This window comes from Corallococcus sp. M7, assembly GCF_054512695.1.
Genome location: NZ_CM137252.1, coordinates 9151906 through 9173862, shown reverse-complemented (window position 1 = coordinate 9173862; position 21957 = coordinate 9151906). Strand labels below are relative to the sequence as shown.

The 21957-nt window shown below is 70.2% G+C and carries 17 protein-coding genes; 11 read left to right on the top strand and 6 right to left on the bottom strand.

The window, feature by feature from the left end:
* Positions 1–2 precede the first annotated feature (2 nt).
* On the bottom strand, positions 3–2558 hold the full coding sequence (locus tag ACX114_RS36850; protein ID WP_459292247.1) for a M1 family metallopeptidase: 2556 nt from the start codon (positions 2556–2558) through the stop codon (positions 3–5).
* 332 nt (positions 2559–2890) lie between these two features.
* Between ACX114_RS36850 and ACX114_RS36845 the strand changes: the two genes are divergently transcribed.
* The 7 genes from ACX114_RS36845 to ACX114_RS36815 all read left to right on the top strand — a co-directional run bounded on the left by ACX114_RS36845 (position 2891) and on the right by ACX114_RS36815 (position 12317).
* Positions 2891–4006, top strand: a complete 1116-nt coding sequence (locus tag ACX114_RS36845; protein WP_459292245.1) for a hypothetical protein — start codon at positions 2891–2893, stop codon at positions 4004–4006.
* 155 nt (positions 4007–4161) lie between these two features.
* Positions 4162–4851 (top strand): C40 family peptidase, encoded by a 690-nt coding sequence (locus ACX114_RS36840; RefSeq protein ID WP_459292243.1) that lies wholly within the window; start codon positions 4162–4164, stop codon positions 4849–4851.
* 13 nt (positions 4852–4864) lie between these two features.
* A complete protein-coding gene (locus tag ACX114_RS36835; RefSeq protein ID WP_459292241.1) occupies positions 4865–5764 on the top strand; it encodes a transglycosylase domain-containing protein in 900 nt (299 codons plus the stop codon).
* Positions 5765–5996: 232 nt separating this feature from the next.
* On the top strand, positions 5997–7373 hold the full coding sequence (locus ACX114_RS36830; protein ID WP_459292239.1) for a bifunctional lysylphosphatidylglycerol flippase/synthetase MprF: 1377 nt from the start codon (positions 5997–5999) through the stop codon (positions 7371–7373).
* Between the two features lie 155 nt (positions 7374–7528).
* Positions 7529–8323, top strand: a complete 795-nt coding sequence (locus ACX114_RS36825; protein WP_459292237.1) for an alpha/beta fold hydrolase — start codon at positions 7529–7531, stop codon at positions 8321–8323.
* Positions 8324–8330: 7 nt separating this feature from the next.
* The gene (locus ACX114_RS36820) at positions 8331–10337 is read left to right on the top strand and encodes an ATP-binding protein (protein WP_459292235.1); all 2007 of its coding nucleotides are present in this window, start codon (positions 8331–8333) and stop codon (positions 10335–10337) included.
* A 105-nt stretch (positions 10338–10442) separates the two neighbouring features.
* Entirely contained in the window at positions 10443–12317 is a 1875-nt protein-coding gene (locus ACX114_RS36815) for a cation:proton antiporter (protein ID WP_459292233.1), read from the top strand.
* A gap of 39 nt (positions 12318–12356) precedes the next feature.
* Here ACX114_RS36815 and ACX114_RS36810 read toward each other — a convergent pair whose 3' ends face one another.
* Entirely contained in the window at positions 12357–12911 is a 555-nt protein-coding gene (locus ACX114_RS36810; protein ID WP_459292231.1) for a beta/gamma crystallin-related protein, read from the bottom strand.
* A gap of 343 nt (positions 12912–13254) precedes the next feature.
* Between ACX114_RS36810 and ACX114_RS36805 the strand changes: the two genes are divergently transcribed.
* Genes ACX114_RS36805 through ACX114_RS36795 form a run of 3 tightly spaced genes read left to right on the top strand, consistent with a single transcriptional unit; the run spans position 13255 to position 16538 of the window.
* Positions 13255–14565, top strand: coding sequence for a cytochrome-c peroxidase (locus ACX114_RS36805; RefSeq protein WP_459292229.1), 1311 nt, complete (start codon positions 13255–13257; stop codon positions 14563–14565).
* A gap of 12 nt (positions 14566–14577) precedes the next feature.
* Positions 14578–15696, top strand: coding sequence for a metallophosphoesterase family protein (locus ACX114_RS36800; protein WP_459292227.1), 1119 nt, complete (start codon positions 14578–14580; stop codon positions 15694–15696).
* A 23-nt stretch (positions 15697–15719) separates the two neighbouring features.
* The gene (locus tag ACX114_RS36795; protein WP_459292225.1) at positions 15720–16538 is read left to right on the top strand and encodes a c-type cytochrome; all 819 of its coding nucleotides are present in this window, start codon (positions 15720–15722) and stop codon (positions 16536–16538) included.
* Positions 16539–16578: 40 nt separating this feature from the next.
* Here ACX114_RS36795 and ACX114_RS36790 read toward each other — a convergent pair whose 3' ends face one another.
* Both ACX114_RS36790 and ACX114_RS36785 read right to left on the bottom strand, forming a co-directional pair.
* Entirely contained in the window at positions 16579–16773 is a 195-nt protein-coding gene (locus tag ACX114_RS36790) for a hypothetical protein (protein WP_459292223.1), read from the bottom strand.
* 48 nt (positions 16774–16821) lie between these two features.
* Positions 16822–17031: a hypothetical protein gene (locus ACX114_RS36785; RefSeq protein WP_459292221.1), complete on the bottom strand. Its 210-nt coding sequence runs from the start codon at positions 17029–17031 to the stop codon at positions 16822–16824.
* Positions 17032–17583: 552 nt separating this feature from the next.
* Between ACX114_RS36785 and ACX114_RS36780 the strand changes: the two genes are divergently transcribed.
* Positions 17584–19941: a hypothetical protein gene (locus ACX114_RS36780; protein ID WP_459292219.1), complete on the top strand. Its 2358-nt coding sequence runs from the start codon at positions 17584–17586 to the stop codon at positions 19939–19941.
* Positions 19942–19983: 42 nt separating this feature from the next.
* On the opposite strand, the gene ACX114_RS36775 is transcribed toward ACX114_RS36780, so the two are convergent.
* Entirely contained in the window at positions 19984–21018 is a 1035-nt protein-coding gene (locus ACX114_RS36775; protein WP_014400170.1) for a rod shape-determining protein, read from the bottom strand.
* A gap of 207 nt (positions 21019–21225) precedes the next feature.
* On the bottom strand, positions 21226–21945 hold the full coding sequence (locus tag ACX114_RS36770; protein ID WP_459292216.1) for a glycosyltransferase family 2 protein: 720 nt from the start codon (positions 21943–21945) through the stop codon (positions 21226–21228).
* Positions 21946–21957 lie beyond the last annotated feature (12 nt).

Below are 21957 nucleotides of genomic sequence, written 5' to 3'. Positions count from 1 at the left end.
TATCATGGCCGGCGCTTCAGCCACGCGGCCACCTCCGGGGCCACGCGCTCGCGCAGGGCCACGTCCTGCGTCAGCCGCTCCAGCGTCTGCGCCGTGGCCTGCTGGGCCTCCGGGATGGGGTTCGCCTGGAGCAGGGCCTTCATCTGCTCCAGTTGCTCGCGCGTGCGCAGCAGGCCCAGGCCTTCCACCACCCGGCGCAGCAGCATGGGCGCCGCGCCCGTGCGCGCCACCAGGTCCTTCCAGCGCTTCTGCAGCTGCGCCCACCACGCGTCGCGCCCGGTGCGGTTGCCCAACAGGCCCGTCGCGAAGCTCGCCACGTCCTGCATCTTCACCGTCTCCGTGAACAGCAGGCCCTGGGCGCGCTCCACCAGCGTCGCGTCCTCGAAGGACGTGAGCGACATCAGGTAGCGCCGCTGCGTCGCCGGGTCCGGCTCCCTCGGCATCCGCTGCAACAGGTCCTCGAAGAGCGCCGTGTCGCCCGCGCGCGCCACCATGCCCACCGCCGTGTCCAGCAGGTTCGCGTCCAGCGCGGACTTGTCCCCCTGGAGCATCCGCGCCACCAGCGGACGCGCCTGCGCCAGCACCTCCGGACTGCGCGCCAGGCCGCCCACCGCGCGCACCAGCGCCGCGCGGCGCAGCTTCACCCGGTCCGGCTCGCCCGGCGCCGCCTGCCAGCCCAGCTTCTTCAGGCCGCCGCCCAACAGCCCCTCCACCCAGCGGCGGAAGCGCTCCTGGTCCTCGCCCTCCGTCAGCCGGTTCTCGATGTACCCGAGCCGCCCGACGAGCTCGTCCAGCACCGCCTCGTCCTCCTCGTCGCCGTAGCGCGCCGCCAGGTCCAGCAGGTCCGCCACCGGCGCCTGCGCCGAGCGCACCAGCGCCCACGTGTCCGCCAGCAGCGAGATGCGCTCCGACGGCGCCAGCGTCCCCAGGTTCGCCGCCAGCGCGTCCAGCGCCGGCTTCTCGTACGCCACCCGGTAGAAGCCCGTGGAGCCGCCGTTGGCGCACAGCCACTTCACGTCGCCCGAGCCGCCCTCCAGCGTCACCGTCGTTTGCGCGTCGCGGAAGAGCACGCGCTGCTCCCGCACGCCGCCCGCGTCCTCGAAGCGCAGCACCATGGGCACCGGCCACGTCTCCGGGCTCGTCACCCCCGGCTCCGAGTAGAAGCGCCGCTGCGACAGCGTCACCTTCCGCCCCTCCACCTTCACCGACACCAGCGGGAAGCCGCTCTGGCCAATCCACTTCGTCGCCAGCTCGTTCACCGGCTGCTTCGCCGCCTCACCCAGCGCGTTCCACAGGTCTTCCTTCACCGCGTTCGCGCGCGCGTGCTTGCGCATGTACAGCCGGATGCCTTCGCGGAAGGGCCCCTCTCCCAGGAACCCTTCAATCATCCGCAGCACCGCGCCGCCCTTTTCATAGGTGATCGCGTCGAAGCTCTCACCGGCCTCGCCCGCGTTGCGCACTTCACCGTGGATGGGGTGCGTGGACTTGAGCGCGTCCAGCGCCAGCGCGCTCGCCCGGTGCGCGTCGAAGTCCAGCCACATGCGCCAGTCCGGCCGCCACTGGTCGACGATCTTGAAGGCCATCCACGTGGCGAACGCCTCGTTGAGCCAGAGGTCGTCCCACCACACCATCGTCACCCAGTTGCCGAACCACTGGTGCGCCAGCTCGTGCGTCACCACCTCCGCCACGCGCTTCTGCACGGACAGGGGCGCGGTGGCGGGGTCCAGGAGCAGCGCCACCTCCCGGTAGGTGATGAGGCCGGCGTTCTCCATCGCGCCCGCCTCGAAGTCCGGGATGCCCACCTGGTCCACCTTGCCAAAGGCATACGGCAGCCCGAAGTAGTCCCGCAGCCGGGGCAGCACTTGCAGCGCCGCGTCCTGCCCGAACTTCGCCAGGTGCGCCTTCTCCGGCAGCGCCCACGTGCGCACCGGGATGCCCTCCGCCTTCTCCTCCGGCGTGCCCACCAGCGGGCCCACCACCAGCGCGATGAGGTACGAGCTGAGCAGCTCCGTCTCCTCGAACGTCACCTTGCGCAGCGCCCCGTCCTTCTCGTCCTTCACCACGCGGCCGTTGCCCAGCACCGTGTGGCCTTCCGGCACGCGCACCGTGAGCGCCCAGCGCGCCTTGAAGGCGGGCTCGTCGAAGCAGGGGAACAGCCGGCGCGCGTCCGCGGCCTCGAACTGCGTGGCGGCCACCTTGCCCGCCGCGTACAGGCCGCGCAGGCCGTCGCTGAAGTGCCCCGTCCAGAGCACGTCCAGCGTGGCGCTGCCCGCGGGCAGGGGAGAATCGAACGTGAGCACCACCGTCTCGCTCACCGGGGCCACGCGCTTGGACGTGGGCTTGCGCACGTCGTTGCCGGCGCGGAGCGTGACCTCGCCCAGCTCCAGCGCATTGGCGTGGAGGATGATCTCCGTCGTGGGCTGGGACAGCTCCAGCTCCACCCGCTCTTCACCCGTGAAGGTGCGCCCCTCCAGGTCCAGGGTCACCGTCGCCTGATAGCGGCGCGGACGGAGGGTGGTGGGCAGGCGGAAGTTCTTGTCGTCGGTGGGATGCGCCATAGGGGCGGCAATCTAGCGCCGGCCGCGCCTTGTGCTCGTGCTCCATTTCCCAGTGTCCGCCGCTTCACTGCGTTTCGCCCCCGCTGCCGGGGGCACCCGTTGCCCGAAGAGGCTCGACTCGCGCTGGAAGAAGCACACCTGGATGCGGGGCCGCGGCGTCGCGGGCGACAGACGCGGGTCGTAGGCGAAACGCACCAGGGTTCAGTCCAACCCCTGAGGTCCTGTCGCGCCGTACATCTCCCTCCACCGGGCGACACCTCCGTTGGCCGGCGGGCAGGAAGGTGCCTCGGTGGATGGCATTGGAGCGGGGGACTCGCGCAGACTGCCGGGCCATGGGCTCTCGTCTCATCCACGTCCTCCTCATGTCCGTGGTCACCGTGGTGGGGCTGCTCGTCCCGTGGGTGCAGGCGGACGACTGGGTCCGCCTGCTGGAGACGTTGCTGGGCTCGGCGGCCGTGTGGCGGCTGTCCCCGGTGGAGCAGGGCGTGGTGCACCGGTTCGCGGAGTTGGGCGTCTTCTCTGTCGCGGGGGCGATGCTGGGCAACGCGCAGGCGTTCGCGCTGCGCCGGGCGGGGCTCCAGGTGCCTGGCTGGGCGGGGCGCACGGCGATGGCGGTGGCGGTGGGCCTGGTGGGCTCGCGGGCCCTGGCCATGGCGCTGGGGCTGTCGCCCGGGACGGCGGCCATCGGCATGGGCATGGCGGTGGGCCTCACGCAGGGGTGGCTCCTGCGCCGCGAGGTGCATGGCGCCGCCGTGTGGGTGGCGGCGTGCACGGTGGGCTACGGCATGGCCGGGCCGGCGGCGGACTGGCGGGACCAGGCGTGGAGGGCCGCGGTGGACGTGGGCGCGACCTGGCGCCTGTCCTCCATCGTCATCACGGCGCAGGCCATGACGTGGGGCGCGCTCGCGCTGTGCACGGCCATTGGCGGCGCGTTCATCCTGACGAGCCTGCGCGCGCAGGTGCTGCCCGCGCCCGGTTCGAGGATGCCCGGCGCCTTGGGGCAGTTCGCGGTGCTGGGGCTGGCGCTGCCCTTGATGGTCTCGCTGGAGGCTCGGGAGAGGAGCCCGGCGCCGTTGGAGTTTCCGCCCCCCAACTTTCCAAGGCTGATTCAGCCCAGGCCCGCGCGGACCTGGGCGCCCGAGCGGACCCGCGTCCCGAGCCCGCCCGGCGAGTCCTTCAGCCCCGGATGCGCGAGCAGTGGCTGCGAGCCGGCGCGGACCTATGAGCGTGAGGCGTCCCCTCCGTCCCCGGTCGCCGTGCCTGACCACCCGGGCCGCGTTCGGGGGCCCACCGTCCACGACTCGCACCTCATGGAGTTGAACGACACGGGCCGGCTGCGGGTGAAGGGCGGCACCCTGTGGAGCAACCCCGCGTCGAATGCCGGGCGGGAGTCCGCCAACGGGAACCAGGGCTCCGAGCCGGCGAGCCCGCCCGCCGTCGTGCCCTGAGGGATTCAGGGCGCGCGGTTGCCATGGGTGGGAACTTCCTTGCCCAGCGCGTGCCGACGGGTGCGCGCGCTTCGTCGTGAGGTGGACACGCGCAACGCCACGGAGGCCGGGCACGGCGGTTGCTCTGCCGCGTCCGCATGGGACGAGGCGTGTGGGTGGGCGCGTTGGTGAGCGCGCTGGTGTGGGGCGGGGCGGCTCAGGCAGCGAACAAGGCCACGGCGACGAAGAAGGCGCGGCCGGCGGTCCAACTGGCGGACCGGGCGCTGTGGCGGGCGAAGTCCTGGGTGGGGATGACGACGCTGGCGAAGATGAGCTCGACGGTGAGCGATGACTGCTCGGGCATGACGCGGCTGGCGTTCCAGCAGCGGCGGTTGGACCTGCTGCCGGACGACGTGCTGCCGGAGGAGAACGGCGTCACGGCCATCCACCGCAAGGCGCGCGCGCTGGGGATGCTGACGGAGACGCCGAAGCCGGGCGCGCTGGTGTTCTTCAAGAACACGTTCGACCGCAACCGCGACGGCCTCATCAACGACGGCCTCACGCACATCGGCATCGTGGAGCGGGTGGGGGAGGACGGCACGGTGACGTTCGTGCACAAGTCCGGCGGGCTGGTGAAGCGCTCGCGCTTCAACCTCGCGCAGCCGGAGGCGCGCAAGGACGCGAAGGGCCGCATCCTCAACGACTGGCTGCGCCGCAAGGGGAAGAAGACGCGGGGCTACCTGGCGGGGGAGCTGGTGGCGGGCTTCGCGTCGGTGGACGAGCGCTGGCGCTCGCCCGAGCCGCAGCCGCGCCTGGCGTCCGCGAAGCTCACCGTGAAGGGTGACGCCCGGACGGCACGGCGCTAGACACGGCCGGAAGATGTCCACCGTCGAAGGTCCATCCGAGTCCCCGAGCCCCGAACCCGCCGGGTCCCTCCCGCCGGCACCGCCGGAGGTGCGCCCCGCGCCACCGCCACCGCCGCGAAGAAGGCGCTGGGCGCGCTGGGTGCTCGGGGGCGTGGGGGTGCTGGGCCTGGGGACCGCGGCGCTCACGTTCGCCGGGCTGCCGGACGCGAGCCCGCTGGTGAAGGAGAACCCGAAGACGACGGCGCTCATCGAGCAGCGGGCGAGCGAGGCACGCGAGGCCGGACGCAAGCCGCGCCGCAAACAGCAGTGGGTGCCCTTGTCGGCGGTGTCCAAGCCCGCGGTGGACGCGGTGCTCATCTCCGAGGACGCGAGCTTCTACCTGCACGACGGCGTGGACACGGTGGAGCTGGCGCGCGCGGTGGGGCAGGCGGTGGAGAAGGGGGAGCTGGGGCGGGGGGCCTCCACGCTCACGCAGCAACTGGCGAAGAACCTCTGGCTGTCCACGGACCGCAGCCTGGTGCGCAAGCTGAAGGAACTGGTGCTGGCGCACCGGCTGGAGGAAGCGCTGACGAAGCAGCGCATCCTGACGCTGTATCTCAACGTCGTGGAGTGGGGGAACGGCGTGTATGGGATTGAGGCGGGGGCGCGGGAGCACTTCGGCGTGTCCGCGTCCCAGCTCTCCGTGGCGCAGGGCGCGGTGCTCGCCGCGATGCTGCCGTCCCCGCGCAAGCGCTCGCCGTCCAGCGGTTCCCGCGCGCTGTGGAAGCACGCGCACCACGTGGTGGACGCGCTCAAGACCTACAAGCGCATCAGCGCGGCGCAGGCGGAGCGTGCGCACGCGGAGGTGGACCAGCTGCTCGGCCGTGCTCCCGCGGAGGACGGCGGGGACGACGCGGAGGACGACGGTTCCTGAGCGGTACTACAGCCGGGCCCCTCCATGGGAGGGCCGCCCCATGGGGGCCCGGCTCCGGCCCTGATATCCCCGTCAAGGACGTCCCCCTGTAGTGCGTGGGAGCGGCCGGTTTGGATCCATTCCCCGCGCATTTCCACCGGGCGCGGTCCGCTCCTCCAGGGAGGGCCCTGCCTCCCCGGGTGGCTTTGGCTGGCGGGGGTGCCCCGTGGGACGTAGTTTGAACGCAAACACCATGGCCGACCCCCACCAGGACCCCGCAGGCGACCCGCGCGAGCGGGTGCTGGCGCTGCTCAAGCAGCACGGCTGGAACGCGACGTCCTTCCAGGTGCTACAGCCGGGCTTCGAGTACTGGTTCGCGCCGGAGGGGGACGGGTGCATCGCCTACGTGGACACGGGCGGTGCGTGGGTGGCGGGAGGCGGCCCCATCGCCGCGCAGGAGCGCGTGCGTGACGTGGTGGGGGCCTTTCATCAGGCGGCCCGAAGCGTGGGCAAGCGCGTGAGCTTCTTCGCCACGGAGTCGCGCTTCTCCAGGCTCGTCCCGTTCGAGGAGCTGCCCATCGGTGAGCAGCCGGTATGGGACCCGGCGAAGTGGGACGCGGTGGTGAAGGGCAGCCGCAGCCTGCGCGAACAGCTCCGCCGCGCGCGCTCCCACGGCGTGCGCGTGCGCGAGGTGCCCGCGGAGGTGATGGAGACGGAAGGCCACCCGCTGCGAGCGGCGGTGGAGGTGCTGGCCGAGCACTGGCTCGCGTCGCGGCGCATGGCGACCATGGGCTTCCTGGTGGGGCTGGCCCCTGGCGCCTTCGCCCGGGAGCGCCGCGCCTTCGTGGCGGAGGTGGAGGGCCGCGTAGTGGGCTTCCTGTCGGTGACGCCCGTGTACGCGCGCGACGGCTGGTTCCTCCAGGACCTGCTGCGCGAACCCACGGCGCCCAACGGCACGGCGGAGACGCTGGTGGACGCCGCGATGCGCGCCGCCGTGCTGAACGGGCGCCAGTACGTGACGCTGGGCCTGGCGCCGCTCGCGGGGCCGGTGCGGCCGTGGCTGCGGTTCGCGCGCAGCGCCGGGCGCCCGCTGTTCGACTTCGAAGGCCTGCGCGCCTTCAAGGCCAAGTTCCGCCCCGACGCGTGGGTGACGCTCTATCTGTCCCACCCGAAGGACGAGCCCGCGCCGTGGGCCATCTACGACGCGCTCCGGGCCTTCGCGCGGGGAAGCCTGGTGAAGTTCGGGCTCGTGACGCTGCTGCGCCGGCCGCGCCTCTTCGTGCGTGCGCTGACGGCGCTGCTGGTGCCGTGGACGGTGCTGCTCGCGCTGCCCATGAGCGCGCACTGGTTCCCCTCGCCGTGGGTGCAGCACGGCTGGGTGGCGTTCGACGTGGGGCTCATCGTGGGCCTGTTGCTGCTGCTGCGCCGCTGGCGTGACAGCCTGGCCACGCTGCTGGGGCGGCTCACCACCGCGGATGCCTGTCTGACATTGGTGCAGGCATTGGCCTTCAACGCCGCCCGCGCGCGAGGCCCCTGGGACTGGAGCATCATCATCGCGTCGGTGCTCGCACCGGCCACGGCGTCCGCCATGTTGCTGCGCTCACGCGACCTGCGCGTCCCAGAGCCCTGAGACGCTCGGGCGATAAATGCTGTCAGCGCTGGACTCTTCCCTCAGGAAGGAATTGATCCAACGCGTGGGGGCTCCGTCACCTCTTCTTGGATTGACTGTCCGTCTCCGTGAACCTAGGGCTGTTCTGGACCCTTCCTCCCGCATCGGAGCAACCCATGAACGTCCTCGTCCGGAACAACGTCAAGGTGAAGGGGCAGGGCGCGCAGCCCATGGTGTTCTCCCATGGCTTCGGCTGCGACCAGAACATGTGGCGGTTCGTCGCGCCCGCGTTCGAGCAGGACTACCGCACCGTGCTCTTCGACCACGTGGGGGCTGGCGGCTCGGAGCTCGCGGCCTACGACCGCAACCGGTACGGAACGTTGGAGGGGTACGCCGATGACGTCCTGGAGCTCTGCCACGCGCTGCGTCTCGAACGGGTGGTCTTCGTCGGTCATTCGGTGAGTGCGATGGTGGGCGTGCTGGCGGCCATCAAGGAGCCGGAGCGCTTCGCCAGTCTCGTACTCATTGGCCCCTCCCCCTGCTACATCAACGACGGCGACTATGTCGGAGGCTTCTCGCGCGAGGACATCCTCCAACTGGTGGAGTCGCTCGACGACAACTACCTGGGCTGGTCCAGCACCATGGCGCCGGTCATCATGGGGAACCCGGACCGGCCCGAACTGGGCGCGGAGCTCACCAACAGCTTCTGCCGCATGGATCCCGAAATCGCGAAGCAGTTCGCGAAGGTGACCTTCCTCTCCGACCACAGGGCCGAGCTTCCGAAGGTCAAGACGCCTTCCCTCGTGCTCCAGTGCTCGAATGACGTCATCGCGGGAGAGGCGGTGGGGGAGTACGTGTGCCGGAATCTGCCCGCGGGCCAGATGGTCCTCCTCAAGGCGACCGGACACTGCCCGAACCTGAGCGCTCCCGAAGAAACCATCGCCGCGATGAAGCCCTTCCTGGGCCACTGAGGCGACGATGCGCGGCAATGGGGACACGGAGCCGGAGAGAGAGCCTTCCGAGGAGTCAGCGGAAGAGCTCTATGAGAATGCTCCGTGTGGCTACCTCTCCACGAGCCCGGAGGGACGAATCCTCAAGGTCAACCAGACCCTCCTGACCTGGACGGGCCATTCCAGGGAGGCCCTGCTCGGCGGCAAGCGGTTCTGGGAGCTGCTCACGGTCGCGGGCCGCATCTTCCACGAGACCCACTACGCCCCCCTGCTCCAGATGCAGGGCTTCGTCCACGAGCTCTCGCTGGACATCGTCTGTGCCGACGGTCGTACGCTGCCTGCGCTGATCAACTCCGTGCAGAAGAGAGACGCGCTCGGACGGCCCCTCTCCGTCCGGACGACGCTCTTCAACATGACGGAGCGCAAGCGCTATGAGCGCGAGCTGCTGATGTCCCGCCGCAAGGCCGAGCAGCTGGCCCAGGCCAAGGCGGCGCTGCTCGCGACCCTCAGCCATGAGATCCGCAACCCCCTCAACGCCATCACCGCCGCCACGCGGCTTCTGGGGATGACGCCGCTCTCCGACAAGCAGTCGAAGTACCTGCGCATCCTCGGCTCCGCGTCCGGCAACCTGCTCGCGCTGGTCAACGACATCCTGGACTGGAGCAAGATCGAGGCGGGCAAGCTCTCGCTGGAGCAGCGCGAGTTCTCCCTCCGCGAGCTGCTCGGCGACATCTTGAACGGCCAGGCCGCCCGGGCCGAGGAGAAGCGGCTGCGGCTCCAGATGGAGATCGACGAGCGGCTCCCGGCCTGTCTCCTGGGGGATCCGGTCAAGCTCGGGCAGATCCTCACGAACCTCGTGAGCAACGCCCTCAAGTTCACGGAGAAGGGTGGGGTCACGGTGAGCGCGGCTCTCCGGTCCCGGGACGGCGATGTGTGTGACCTCACCTTCCAGGTGAGCGACACGGGCATCGGGATTCCACCGGACCGGCTGGCCGCCATCTTCGAGGAGTACACCCAGGCGAACTACGACATCGGGATGAAGTACGGCGGGACGGGGCTGGGCCTCTCCATCAGCCGCAAGCTGGTGGCGCTGCATGGCAGCAAGATGGTCGTGGAGAGCGAGGTCGGGAGGGGAACACGCTTCTCCTTCGACCTTCGCTTGAAGTCCGTGGCGGGGGGCGCCGCCGCCGGCACGGCTCCCAGCAGCGCAGCGTCTCCGCAGGCCCTGCGGGGTCTGAAGGTGCTCGTGGTCGAGGACAACGAGGTCAACACCTACGTGCTCGCCCGTTGGTTCGAGCACTGGGGCGTGTCGTTCGACGCCGCCAGGAACGGGCGCGAGGCGGTGGAGCGCCTCCGCCAGGGGAGCTACGAGCTCGTCCTCATGGACCTGCACATGCCGGTGCTGGATGGATACGACGCGTTGAAGGTCATCCGGCGGCTCCCGGACGAGCGGCTCCGCCAGATTCCCATCATCGCCATCTCGGCCTCCACGCGGGCCTGGCAGGAGAGCAACGTCCTGGCCTCGGGGTTCACGGACTTCATCGGCAAGCCTTTCGACGAGGGCGTCCTGTTCAGGAAGATGGCGCGGTGCACTTCCCGCGAGGCTCCAGAGGCGCCCGCGCAGCCGCCGGAAGCAGCCCCCCCTGCCTCCGGGTCCGCCGCGGGCTCCCTGGTCCTGGCGCCTGACTTCAGCTTCACGAAGCTGAGGCAGTGGGGGGCGGGAGATCCTCAGGCGAGCTCGGCGCTGGCCCGCTCCTCCATCCAGGCGCTGGAGCAGGCCCGGCTGGCGCTCACGGACGCGCTCACGAAGGGTGCCCCCGACGAGTACGAGCGCGCGTGCGAGGCACTCATGGGGACCCTGCACCTGCTCGAAGCGCACGGGCTCACGGCGGCCCTCCGCCGTGCCCGGGCACTGCTCGCCGGCAATAATGCTCCGGACTCCAAGCGGGTGCAGGCCGCGGTGTTCGCCATCGATTGGGAGGTGGAGAACCTCGTCGGAGCACTCGTCGCCATCGCGAGCGAGGCCGACGCCTGACCTGCCGGCTCACGCAGGCTCCGTGACTCCGTCTCCCGCCCAACCCTCGCCTGGGAGCCGGCCTCGCACGCCAGGGACGAGCGGCTACGGTGCGCGGCCGCATCCATGGCCCCTCCTTCCTTCGACAATCCATCGCTGACACTCGGCCTGTCCCTGGTGGCCGGCATCCTCGCGCAGCTTCTGGCCCGGCACCTGAGCGTGCCCGGCATCGTCGTGCTCCTGTCCGCGGGCGTGCTGCTGGGGCCGGAGGCCCTGGGCTGGGTCCGGCCCGCGTCCCTGGGCCCCGCGCTCCAGACCGTGGTGGGCTTCTCCGTGTCCGTCATCCTCTTCGAGGGCGCCATGAGCCTGGACGTGCGCAAGCTGCGCCGCGAGGCCCGCTCCATCCAGCGGCTGGTCACCCTGGGCGCCGCCATCACCGCCGTGGGCGGCACCCTGGCCGCGCGCGCCCTCATGGGCTGGGACTGGGTGGTGTCCGCCCTCTTCGGCACCCTGGTCATGGTGACCGGCCCCACCGTCATCACGCCGCTGTTGCGCCGCGTGCGCGTCACCCACCGCGTCGCCACCGTGCTGGAGGCCGAGGGCATCTTCGTGGACGCCGTGGGCGCCATCATCGCCGTGGTCGCGCTGGACATGGCGCTGCACGCGGAGGAGGGGCCGTGGCTGCTGGTGAGCGCCCTGGGCTCGCGCTGGGGCGTGGGGCTCGCCGTGGGCGGCATCACGGGGCTCCTCATCACCGTGGGCCTGCGCAAGGCGTCCTGGGTGCCGGAGGACATGACCAACGTCTTCGCCCTGGCCCTGGTGCTGGGCGCCTTCCAGGTGAGCAACGCGCTCGCGCCGGAGAGCGGCGTGCTGGCCGCCATCGCCGCGGGGCTCGTCGTGGGCAACGGCAAGGTGCCCGCCCGGCGGGAGGTGCTCGCCTTCAAGGAGCAGCTCACCCTGATGCTGCTGGGCATGCTCTTCATCCTGCTGGCCGCGGACATGCGGCTGTCCCAGGTGACGGCGCTGGGCTGGCGCGGCCTTCTCACCGTGCTCGTCCTGATGCTCGTCGTGCGGCCCGTGGCCGTCGCCGTGTCCACCGCCGGCTCCGGCCTGTCCCGCAACGAGAAGGCCTTCATCGCGTGGCTGGGCCCGCGCGGCATCGTCGCCGCCGCCGTGGCGTCCCTGTTCGCCACGCGCCTGGGGGACCAGGGCGTCCAGGAGGGCCAGGCCCTGCGCGCGCTGGTGTTCCTCGTCATTGGCGTGACCGTGGTGGTGCAGGGCCTGTCCGGCGGCTTCGTCGCGGGGCTCCTGGGCGTGCGCCGCGTGGTGCCCCGGGGCTACGTCTTTCTGGGCGCCAACGCGCTCGCGAGGCAGGTGGCGCACGCGCTCCAGGCCCGCGACGAGGCCGTGCTCCTCGTGGACTCCAGTGACGCCACTCTGAAGCGCGCGCAGCAGGAGGGCTTCCGCGTCCTCTTCGGAAATGGCCTGGAGGAGCGGACGCTCCTGCGTGCGGAGCCCGAGGGCCGTCAGGGCTTCGTGGGCCTCACCCACAACGAAGGCGTCAACCTCCTCTTCGCCGAGCGCGTGCGTGCCCTCCAGCGCACCGCCCATAGCTACACCGCCCTGCATCGGGGCCACGTCGGCGTGTCCTCGGACACGGTCAGCGCCACGGGCGGTCACATCCTCTTCGGCGCGGAGCGCGACCTGGACGTCTGGGTGGCGCGCTGTGAACAGGGCGCCGTGTCCCGCGAGTCCTGGCGCCTGGAGGCCCCCCAGGTGGAGGCCATCCTGCCCCCCGCCACCGGCAACCTGGAGGAGGCGCTCGTCCCGCTCGTGCTGGAGCGCGCGACGGGCACCGTCCTCTTCGATGAGACGGCCGTCCCCGTGGCCGGCGACCGCGTGGACTTCCTCGTCGCGCATGGACGGAGGGAGGAAGCCCACGCGTGGCTTTCCTCCCACGGCTGGCGGCCCGCGACGTCCGAGCTGCGGCGCGACGGCTGAGCGAGCCCCGTCGCGCGCGGCGGGGCCCTTACGCCAGGACTACTCGGGCTTGATGGAGGAGACGGCGTCGTTGCCGAAGAAGCCCTCGGAGCTCGGGTAGCGGCCGTCGTGGTTGGGGCCACCGGTCGCGGAGATGAGCCACGGATCGCCGCCCCCGTAGTTCGAGTCCTTGTACAGCTTCCAGTTCCCGGTCAGGACGATGGCGGAGGACGCCTGGTCGTTGAAGTTGATGTCACTCAGCTTCGCGATGGCCTCCGTGACGGCGACCATGCGCGCCCCGTAATTCGAGTCCTTGAAGAGGACGGCCAGTGCCTTCCCCTGTGGGTCCGGCAGGGGCCGCAGCGAGGAGATGGCGTCGCCCCTGCCTCCCCACTTCCCGGGGCTGGCGTAGTCATCCTTGGTCAGGATGTAGACCGTGCCGCTGTAGTTCGAGTCATCGTAGACGAGCCAGATGCCGCTCTCGACCTTGATGGAGGACGTCTGGTCATTGAACCCATAGTCGTCACCCAGGCTCGATGAACCGCACGTCAGCTCGATGCTGCGTCCTTTGTAGTCCGTGTCGCGATACAGCGTGATTTTGGGGGCGTCAGGCATGGTCCACTCCTTATTCACGGCGTGTTTGGACTTCGTTCACTTTCGTGTGCACTGGTTGTGCCATGGCGGACACTGAGAGGCTTTCCGTGAGAGGGATTACAGCCCGCCGTCGCGCGCGGCGTGCGGACGGGACGCGCCTGCGTCCGGCGAAGACGCCCTCGCCGCCCTTCTCCGTGTGGCTGGAAAAATGAAGTCCCTCTGACGTTCCAATCCCAGACACTCACCCTCCCTTTGGACCTAGAGACCGTTGAACAGCACTCGCGGGTTGCGTGAAATGCCCGGACCGGCCTCGGACCCGGGCGGATGTCCCGCGGCGGCTCCAGAGAACGGGTAGGAGGCGTTCATGCGGCTGCCTTCGGGCGTCGTCACGATGCTCGCCGTGGTGCTCAACTCCGGCGTAGGACTGGCAGCACCTCCCCCTTCACAGCCCGCGAACGCGACACCGCCGAAGCTGCCGCCGGGCGTCTCCGCGACGCTGTGGCGGCTCTCGGTGCCCAAGGGCTCCGAGCCCACGCCGGAGCGGGTGGCTCTGGGTGAGAAGCTCTTCCGGGACAAGCGCCTCTCCGTGGACAACACCGTGGCCTGCATGACGTGCCACGAGCCGGAGCTGGGCTTCACCGACGGCAAGCCGCTGTCCGAGGGCGTCAAGCAGCAGAAGGTGGCGCGCAACAGCCCCACCGTCCTCAACGCCCTCTTCAACGCCACCCAGTTCTGGGACGGCCGCTCGGCCACGCTGGAGGACCAGGCGAAGCTGCCCATCCTCAACCCGCGTGAGATGGGCATGCCCGACCCGGACACCGTGGTGAAGAAGGTGCGCGGCATCCCCGAGTACGTCACCGACTTCCAGAAGGTCTTCGGCCGCGAGCCCAACTTCGACGACCTGGCCGTCGCCATCGCCGCGTTCGAACGGATGCAGTTCTCCGGCGACGCGCGCTTCGACAAGTTCATCGCGGGGGACAGCAAGGCGCTCACCGCGTCGGAGAAGAACGGCTGGGCGCTCTTCAACGGCAAGGCGCGCTGCAACTCCTGCCACGCGGGCAACGCCGTCTCCCCGCTCTTCAGCGACCAGAAGTTCCACAACATCGGCGTCGCCGCGCACAAGCAGGACTTCGTCACCCTGGCGCGCAAGGGCGTGCAGGTGGTGCGCACCGGTGACGAGAAGCAGATCGACGAGCTGGCGCTCAACTCGGAGTTCTCCGAGCTGGGCCGCTTCCTCGTCACCAAGCAGGAGAACGACGTGGGCTCGTTCAAGACGCCCACCCTGCGCAACGTGGGCATCACCGGTCCGTACATGCACGACGGGTCGCTCACCACGCTGTGGGACGTGATGGACCACTACAACAAGGGCGGCGTGGCCAATCCCTACCTCGACGGGGGGATGCAGCGGCTGGGGCTCACCGAGCCGGAGATCGACGACCTGGTGGCGTTCCTCTTCACCCTCACGGACACGAAGTTCGACAAGCTCAACAAGGAGCAGCTGGCGAAGCAGCGCGCCCGGAAGAACACCCGGCCGGAGCGGGACACCGCCACCGCCATGGGCAAGAAGGGCAACCTGGGCGACCTGGCTCCCAACCCGGACCTGAACGCGAAGAATCCGGCGGACCTGGGCTTCTACGGCGACGTCACCCCGGTGACGACCACCAAGCAGCGGTAGCGGAGGCGCGCCATGGCAAACAAGTTCCAGAGCATCGAGACGAAGCACTACGCCGAGCGCGAAGCCTTCTTCGAGGGCCTCAAGAAGCTGGACCGCCGCGCCTTCATGCGCGTCGCCGGCATCTCCGCCGGCATTGTCGCGGGCATGGGCAAGCTCACGCCCAACAGCTTCCAGCTGGTCAACGTGGCGGAGGCGCAGGGGGAGAAGCCGAAGTTCTCCTTCGCGTACATCTCCGACACGCACCTGTATGAAAACAAGCTCAACGACCGCTTCGTGCGCGCCATCCTCAAGGCCGTGGACGACGTGAACGCGCTGGACCCCCAGCCGGACTTCGTCCTCTTCGGCGGTGACCTGGCGCAGCTGGGCCAGGCCGGTGAGCTCAAGCTGGGCGCTCAGATCCTCAAGTCCGTGAAGGCCCCCATCAAGATGATGGTGGGCGAGCACGACTGGTTCCTGGACATGGGCGAGCTGTGGCGCGACCTGTTCGGCGCGCCCAACTACTCCTTCGACCACAAGGGCGTGCACTTCGTGGTGCTCAACTCCATCCACGAGAAGGACTTCTGGACGGAGCGGAAGCTGTCCCCCATGGAGCGCATGAAGATCGTCGCCGGCCTGGACAACGGCATCCAGTCCCGCTTCGAGGTGGGCGCCGAGCAGCGCCAGTGGCTCCAGAACGACCTGGCCAAGGTGGCGAAGACGACGCCGGTCATCGTCTTCAGCCACTCGCCGCTCTACAAGTACTACAAGCCCTGGAACTTCTGGACGGACGACGCGGACGAGGTGCAGGCCATCCTCAAGCCGTACGAGAAGGTCACCGTCATCCACGGCCACACGCACCAACTGCTCAGCAACCGCATTGGCAACATCTCCTTCCACGGGATGCTGTCCACCGCGTGGCCGTGGCCGTACGCGCCGGAAGGCCTGCCTTCGCTCACGGTGCCCATGAACCGCGCGGATCCGTTCAGCCAGTTCGACGGCTGCGGTGACGGCCGCATGGACGTGCTCGAGTCGGGGCTCGTGGACAAGCTCTACAACCTCTGGCAGCGCGACCCCATCACCGTGCGCGCCAGCTACCTGGGCTCCGGTGGCAAGCAGTCCGCGCCCCCCAAGCCCAAGCTGCCCACCTACTAGGACCGGAAGAGGAACCCCCTCCCATGAACCTGCGAATGAAGCTGCTCGTGGTCCCGTGCGCGGCCCTGTCCTTCGCCGGAGGCGTGGCGCTCGCCACGTCCCCGGAGTCGAAGCCTGCGCCGCTGCCCAAGCACGTCGTGCCCGCGTCCAAGGACGGCAACCTGGTGCTGGGCCTGTGCGACGGTGAGACGTCCATGGAAGTGCCAGGCGTGAAGGACGGCCAGAAGCTCACCCGCGCCCAGGCCATCACCGCCACCGCGCAGTTGATGGACGACTGGCGCAAGAAGAACCCGAACGCGAACTGGGACGACGTGCCCGGCCCGGTGCTGGCGCAGGCCTCGCCTCCGTCCACGAAGAAGAACCCCACGCCCGCGCCCCAGCCCAACCCCGGCTCGAAGCCCTCGGGCAACGACGTGCGCCAGGGCGGCGTGGGCGCGGAGACGGGCGCGAAGGCGGTGCCCCAGCAGCAGAAGGCCAACCTCCAGACAGGCCACACCTACGGCGCGTTCTCCGAGCGCGACGAGCAGGTGTGGGCGGACTCCGTGCAGGAGACGGTGAAGGAAGGCCACCGCGTGTTCCATGACGCGGAGGCGCTGGGCGGCACGGTGGGCGTGTCGTGCGACATGTGCCATCCGGACGGCGCCAACACCCACCCGGAGACCTATCCGAAGTACCAGGTGCAGCTTGGCCGCACGGCGCTGCTGCGCGACATGATCAACTGGTGCATCGAGAACCCGGTGCGCGGCAAGCCGCTGGCGGACGGTGACCCGAAGATGCGCGCGATGGAGGCGTACATCTACGCGCAGCGCAAGGGTGTGAAGCTGGAGTACGGCAAGCACTGAAGCCCGGGCGGGACCGCGGGCCCCGGGGCGCCTCGTGCGCTCAGGGGCCCAGGTACAGGTCCAGGGCGGTGTAGGCCGCGCAGAACGGATACGCGAGCAGCAGGCTGTAGGTGATTTGCAGCGGCGTCAGGTGCCGCCGGTCGATGACGCCCTTCGTGGGGCCGCGTTCATCCCGGCGGCGCAGGTACGCCCCCAGCGCGAGGGACACCACCCCCGACATGAGCCACGCGTTCATGGGGAAAAGCATCAAGCGCGCTCAGGGCGGGACGCAAGCCGGCCCCTGTCACATCCGGTTGAGGAAGAAGCGGACGAGCAGGAACAGCGCCATCGCATAGGCGTATCCCAGCAGGACGCGCCCGGCGATGCGCTGCGGCGTCGGCTTGCGAGGACCGGACTCCGGAGGAGGCGCGGTGCGCTGATCGCGCATCACGAGGAAGCGCCCCAGGCCGAGTGCGACGATGACGGAGATGATCACAAGGTCGAAGGCGTCCATGGCGCGGGAGCTTCGGGCCTCGGCCTGACAGGATTCAAGGCCAGCGGCATGCCTCGCGCCCCACCAGTGGCGCACCGCACAAGCCGGTCCAACAGGTTTCCGCTGGCCCGATGGGGTGCTCCCCTGGCCGCGCTTGCCCCGAAACCTGTCCGACAGTCGGACAGGTTCCAGCGGGGGGCGGAGCGGGGGCCCCGGCCAGCCATGGTGGCCCAAAGCTGTCGGACAATCGGACAGGTTTCGTCAGCTCGGATGAGGCAGTGTCCCTGGCCGGCCACGGTCGTCAAACCTGTCGGACAGTCGGACAGGTTTTTGCGGCTCGGGTGTCGGGGGCCCCGGTCGCCGTTGTCCAAAGCTGTCCGACAGTCGGCCGGCCAGCCACGTGGTCCAAAGCTGTCCGACTGTCCGACAGGTTTTGGCTGCGCGCCGCCGCCGGGGCTCGGCAGGGGGCTTCCCTTCCCATCCGTGGGAGCCGCCTTCAGGCTCGAAGGCCTGACGGGATTCAGGGCTCGGGGGCTTGCCTTTCACCCACCGGGTCCCGGTTGAATGCGGGCCATGTCCCTCGCCCCTGTCACGGACCCCAGCGGTTTGCTGGAGCGCGCGCCGCGTCTGACGGAGCTCCTTCCGGATGCCGCGCTGTCGGAGGCGCTCGCGCGGGGGGATGCGTGGGCGGTGCACGCGGTGCTCTCACGCCGGCTGGAGCATGAGCCGCCCGGGCCCACGCGGGAGCTGCTGGCGACGCTGGTGGAGGACCGGGGCGCCTTCGTCATCGCGGCCCGCCCGCCGTCCGCTTCCTCCGTGCTGGGGACCGGCGTGCGGTGGAAGGGCTCGCCTCCGCGCGGCGCCGCTCCGAACGCGCCCTTCGTCGCCGAGCGCACCGTATCGGTGCTGGGCGTTCCGGTGTGGCCCTTGGAGGGCTACCTCGTGCGCGCGGAGGGCAAGGCTCCGCTCCAGGTCATCGGACAGGTGCCTCCTTCACGCGGCAGGTCGCGCCATCGCGCGGTGGCCCTGGCCGGGATGGCGCTGGGGCTCTGCGGCCTGGCGGGACTGGGCGCGATGTGGCTGGAGGCTCGCGGGATGCGCGCCGTCACGGTCGTCAATGGCCTGTCGCGCCCCGTGGACGTGCGCATTGGCGGCGAGCACTGGGTGGTGGCGCCCGGGACGCAGGAGCAGGGGCGCGTGAAACTGGGAGACGGACCGCTCCACGCGGTGACGACCTGGCCCGGCCAGGAGTCCGTCATCGAGGACGTGACGCTGCCGGTCCAGGGCGAGCGCATCCTCTATAACGTGAAGGGCGCGGCGAGGCTGAAGGCGGAGGCCACGGACAACGGTCTTCCCTCGCGCTCGCTGCCGGAGGTCGCCTCGGTGCTCCAGCCGGACGAGCGGCTCTCCGTCCAGGCCGCGAAGTGGGAGGCCGCCGCGCGGGCCTTCGCGGATGAGGACAACTGGCAAGCCGCGGGCCGCGTGGCGTCCGCCGTGGCGGAGGTGGAGCCGGGCAACACCCTCGCGCGGGAGATGGCCGCGCGCGCCTGGCTCTTCGTGGACATACAGGTGCCCGCGAACCTGCCCGCCGACCTGCGCTGGCGCAACACGCGCGACTACGCGGCGATGCTGATGCACACGTGGCAGGAGGACCCGGCCGCGCAGGCGCTGGCGCTGTCGTTGATGCGCTACATCGGACAGGGGTCCCAGGCCCGCGCACGCTACGCGGAGCACGCGCAGCAGTATCCGAACTCACCACTGGCGGCCCTCTACCTCCAACGCGCGAGCTCGCAGGACCTGGGCTCCGCGGCCGCCGTCGACGCCTGGGCGAACCTGGCGGAGCGCTTCCCGGACTCGCCCGACGTGACCCGCGCGTGGCTGGAGGCGCGGTGGCGCTTCGAGCTGGGGGGCGACTCGCGGTCCTGGGGTGACAGCGAGCGCCAGGACTTCATCGTCGGGACGGCGAGACGGGTGCAGGCGCTCGAGGAGAAGCACCCGCCGGAGACCCTGGAGGCGCTGGAGCTGGACGTGCGCATCCTCCTGCGCGCGCAACTGCGGGACGCGGCCACGGCGCTGGTGCGCCGCTACGGCCAGGACCCGCGCCGCCGGACCTGGGACTTCCTGGTGCTCGCCGGACGCACGGCCGAGGCCGCCGGGCCCGAGCACACGTCCTACGTGATGCGCGACTGGATTCCTCCCGCCCTCGCGCGGCAGCCGGAGCGGATGCTGCTGCTGGACCTGCTCACCGGCCAGCGCTTGCCGAAGGACGCGGAAATCGCCGCGCTGCCGTCCGTCGAGGACCGCTCCCTGCTGCGCCTCACCCGGGATGTGCTGGTGGATCCGAGGCGCGCGCTGAAGGAGGCCGACGGCGACCCCTCGACCGTGCTGTCCCAACTGGACCCGGAGGTCCTCGCGCTGCTCGCCCTGGAGTTCACGCGCACCGGCGATGCCGTGGGCAAACGGCTCTTCAGTGTCTCGCTGCCGCTGATGCTCGCGCGCGACCCGCTGCGAAACCACGTCCTGTCCGCCTCGGGGACTTCCGGACCGGACTTCAACCGCCTGCCCCCGGGCCTGCGCGCCGCCGCCACCCTGGTTCACGCCCGGCGTGATGCGAAGGAGGGCTACCCGGTGTTCACGGAGCGGCTGGACGGCCTGGCCCGCATGGACGCCCTGGGCGGCTTCTCGGTCCGCGCCGCCAGCTCCTGGATGCGGCGCGCCTTCGACGCCTGCATGGACACGAAGGTGGAGCAGTCCCTGCCCCAGGGCATCCTCTTGAGGGGGGACCTCCTGAAGGAGCAGTCCCGCCAGGAGGAGGACCGGGAGTCCCGCCGCCCGAACTGCGAGGCGCGCGTCGTCAGGCCCACGGGGCTGCCACTGCCCCGGGCCGCCGCCACCCCGCCGGCCGGAAACGCGAACGGCGCCGACCTCTGAGAGAGGTCCGGCGCCGTCACGGTGCGGCGGGGGAGGGGAACCTCAGCCCGGCTGGCAGACCTGGCGGAGGATGTCCAAGGACTCCAGCGCCTTGCCCGCGCCAATCACCACGGCGGACAGCGGGTCCTCCGCGAGGAACACCGGCAGGCCCGTCTCCTCACGGAGCAGCGTGTCCAGGTTCTTGAGCAGCGCGCCGCCACCGGCGAGCACGATGCCGCGGTCCGCGATGTCACCGGCCAGCTCCGGCGGCGTGCGCTCCAGCGTCAGCTTCACCGCCTCGACGATGCCGTTGACGGGCTCCGCGAGCGCGTCGCGCACCTCGTCGCTGGACACCGTCAGCGTGCGCGGCACGCCGGCCACCAGGTCGCGACCCTTGATCTCCATGGTCATGACCTCGTCCGTCGGGTACGCCGTGCCGATGCCCATCTTGATGAGCTCCGCCGTGCGCTCACCGATGAGCAGGTTGTACTTGCGCTTGACGTACTGGATGATCGCCTCGTCCAGCTTGTCGCCGCCGATGCGCACGGACTTGGCGAACACGATGCCCGCGAGGCTGATGACCGCGACGTCGGACGTGCCACCGCCGATGTCCACAATCATGTTGCCGCTGGGCTCCGTCACCGGCAGGCCCGCGCCAATCGCCGCGGCCATGGGCTGCTCGATGAGGTAGACCTCGCGCGCGCCCGCGTTGGCGGCCGCCTCACGCACCGCGCGGCGCTCCACCTCCGTGATGCCGGACGGGATGCCGATGATGATGCGCGGGTTCACCAGCGTCTTGCGGTTGTGCGCGCTCTGGATGAAGTAGCGCAGCATCGCGGCGGTGATTTCGAAGTCGGCGATGACGCCGTCCTTCATGGGCCGGATGGCCACGATGTTGCCCGGCGTCCTGCCGAGCATCTCCTTGGCCTCCTTGCCCACGGCGAGCACCTTCTTGCCGCCGCGCGAGTCCTGCTGCACCGCCACGACGGAGGGCTCGTTGGACACGATGCCCTGGCCGCGGATGTAGATGAGCGTGTTCGCCGTACCCAGGTCGATGGCGAGGTCGCGCGAAAACAGGGTGTGGAGCCAGTCGAACATACGGGGACGGAAACTTTCGGAAGGGCCGGAAAACTCCCCGCCCTTCAGACGGAGTGCGTTGTCGAAACTACTACGCGCCGCAATACGGAGGAAGAAAAGCCGGAGCCCCTCTCAGGGCGCCGCTCGCTGGACAACCAACCGCACCCGCCCGTCTGTTCCCTTGTCCGCATTCGAACCCAGCTCCCCCGGACAGCGGCCAGACGGCCTTCAGCGCTTCAGCGAGTACTTCGCGATGGCATAGAGGGCGCGCACGCCGTCCTTCCAGCCAATCTTCTTGCCCTCCTCGTAGGTGCGCCCGTGGTAGCTGATGGGCACCTCGAAGACGCGCCAGTTGCCGCGCGCCACCTTGGCGGTGATTTCGGGCTCGAAGCCGAACCGGTCCTCCTCCACGTGCACGGAGCGCAGGACCTCCGCGCGGAAGGCCTTGTAGCAGGTCTCCATGTCCGTGAGGTTCAGCCCGCTCGTCATGTTGGAGAGCATGGTGAGCAGGTTGTTGAGGACGGTGTGCCAGTAGTACAGCACCCGGCGCGGCGATCCGATGAAGCGGCTGCCGAAGACGACGTCCGCCTCCCCGTCGAGGATGGGCTGGATGACCCGGGGGATGTCCCGGGGGTCGTACTCCAGGTCCGCGTCCTGCACGAGGATGATGTCCCCCGTGGCCTCGGCGAAGCCCCGGCGCAGCGCGGCCCCCTTGCCCTGGTTCTGCTCCTGGAAGAGCACGCGGATTTCGTTGCGGTTCTTCGGCGTGCCGCCCAGGACCTCCAGGCCCTGTTCGGACAGCTGGCGCAGGAATTCGCGGCTGCCGTCCTTCGAGCAGTCGTCCACGAGGACGAGCTCCTTGGGGAAGTCCACGGCGATGCAGCGCCGGAGGATTTCCGCCAGGGTGGGAATCTCGTTGTAGACGGGGATGACGAGCGAGACGAGCATGGCGGCCCCGCC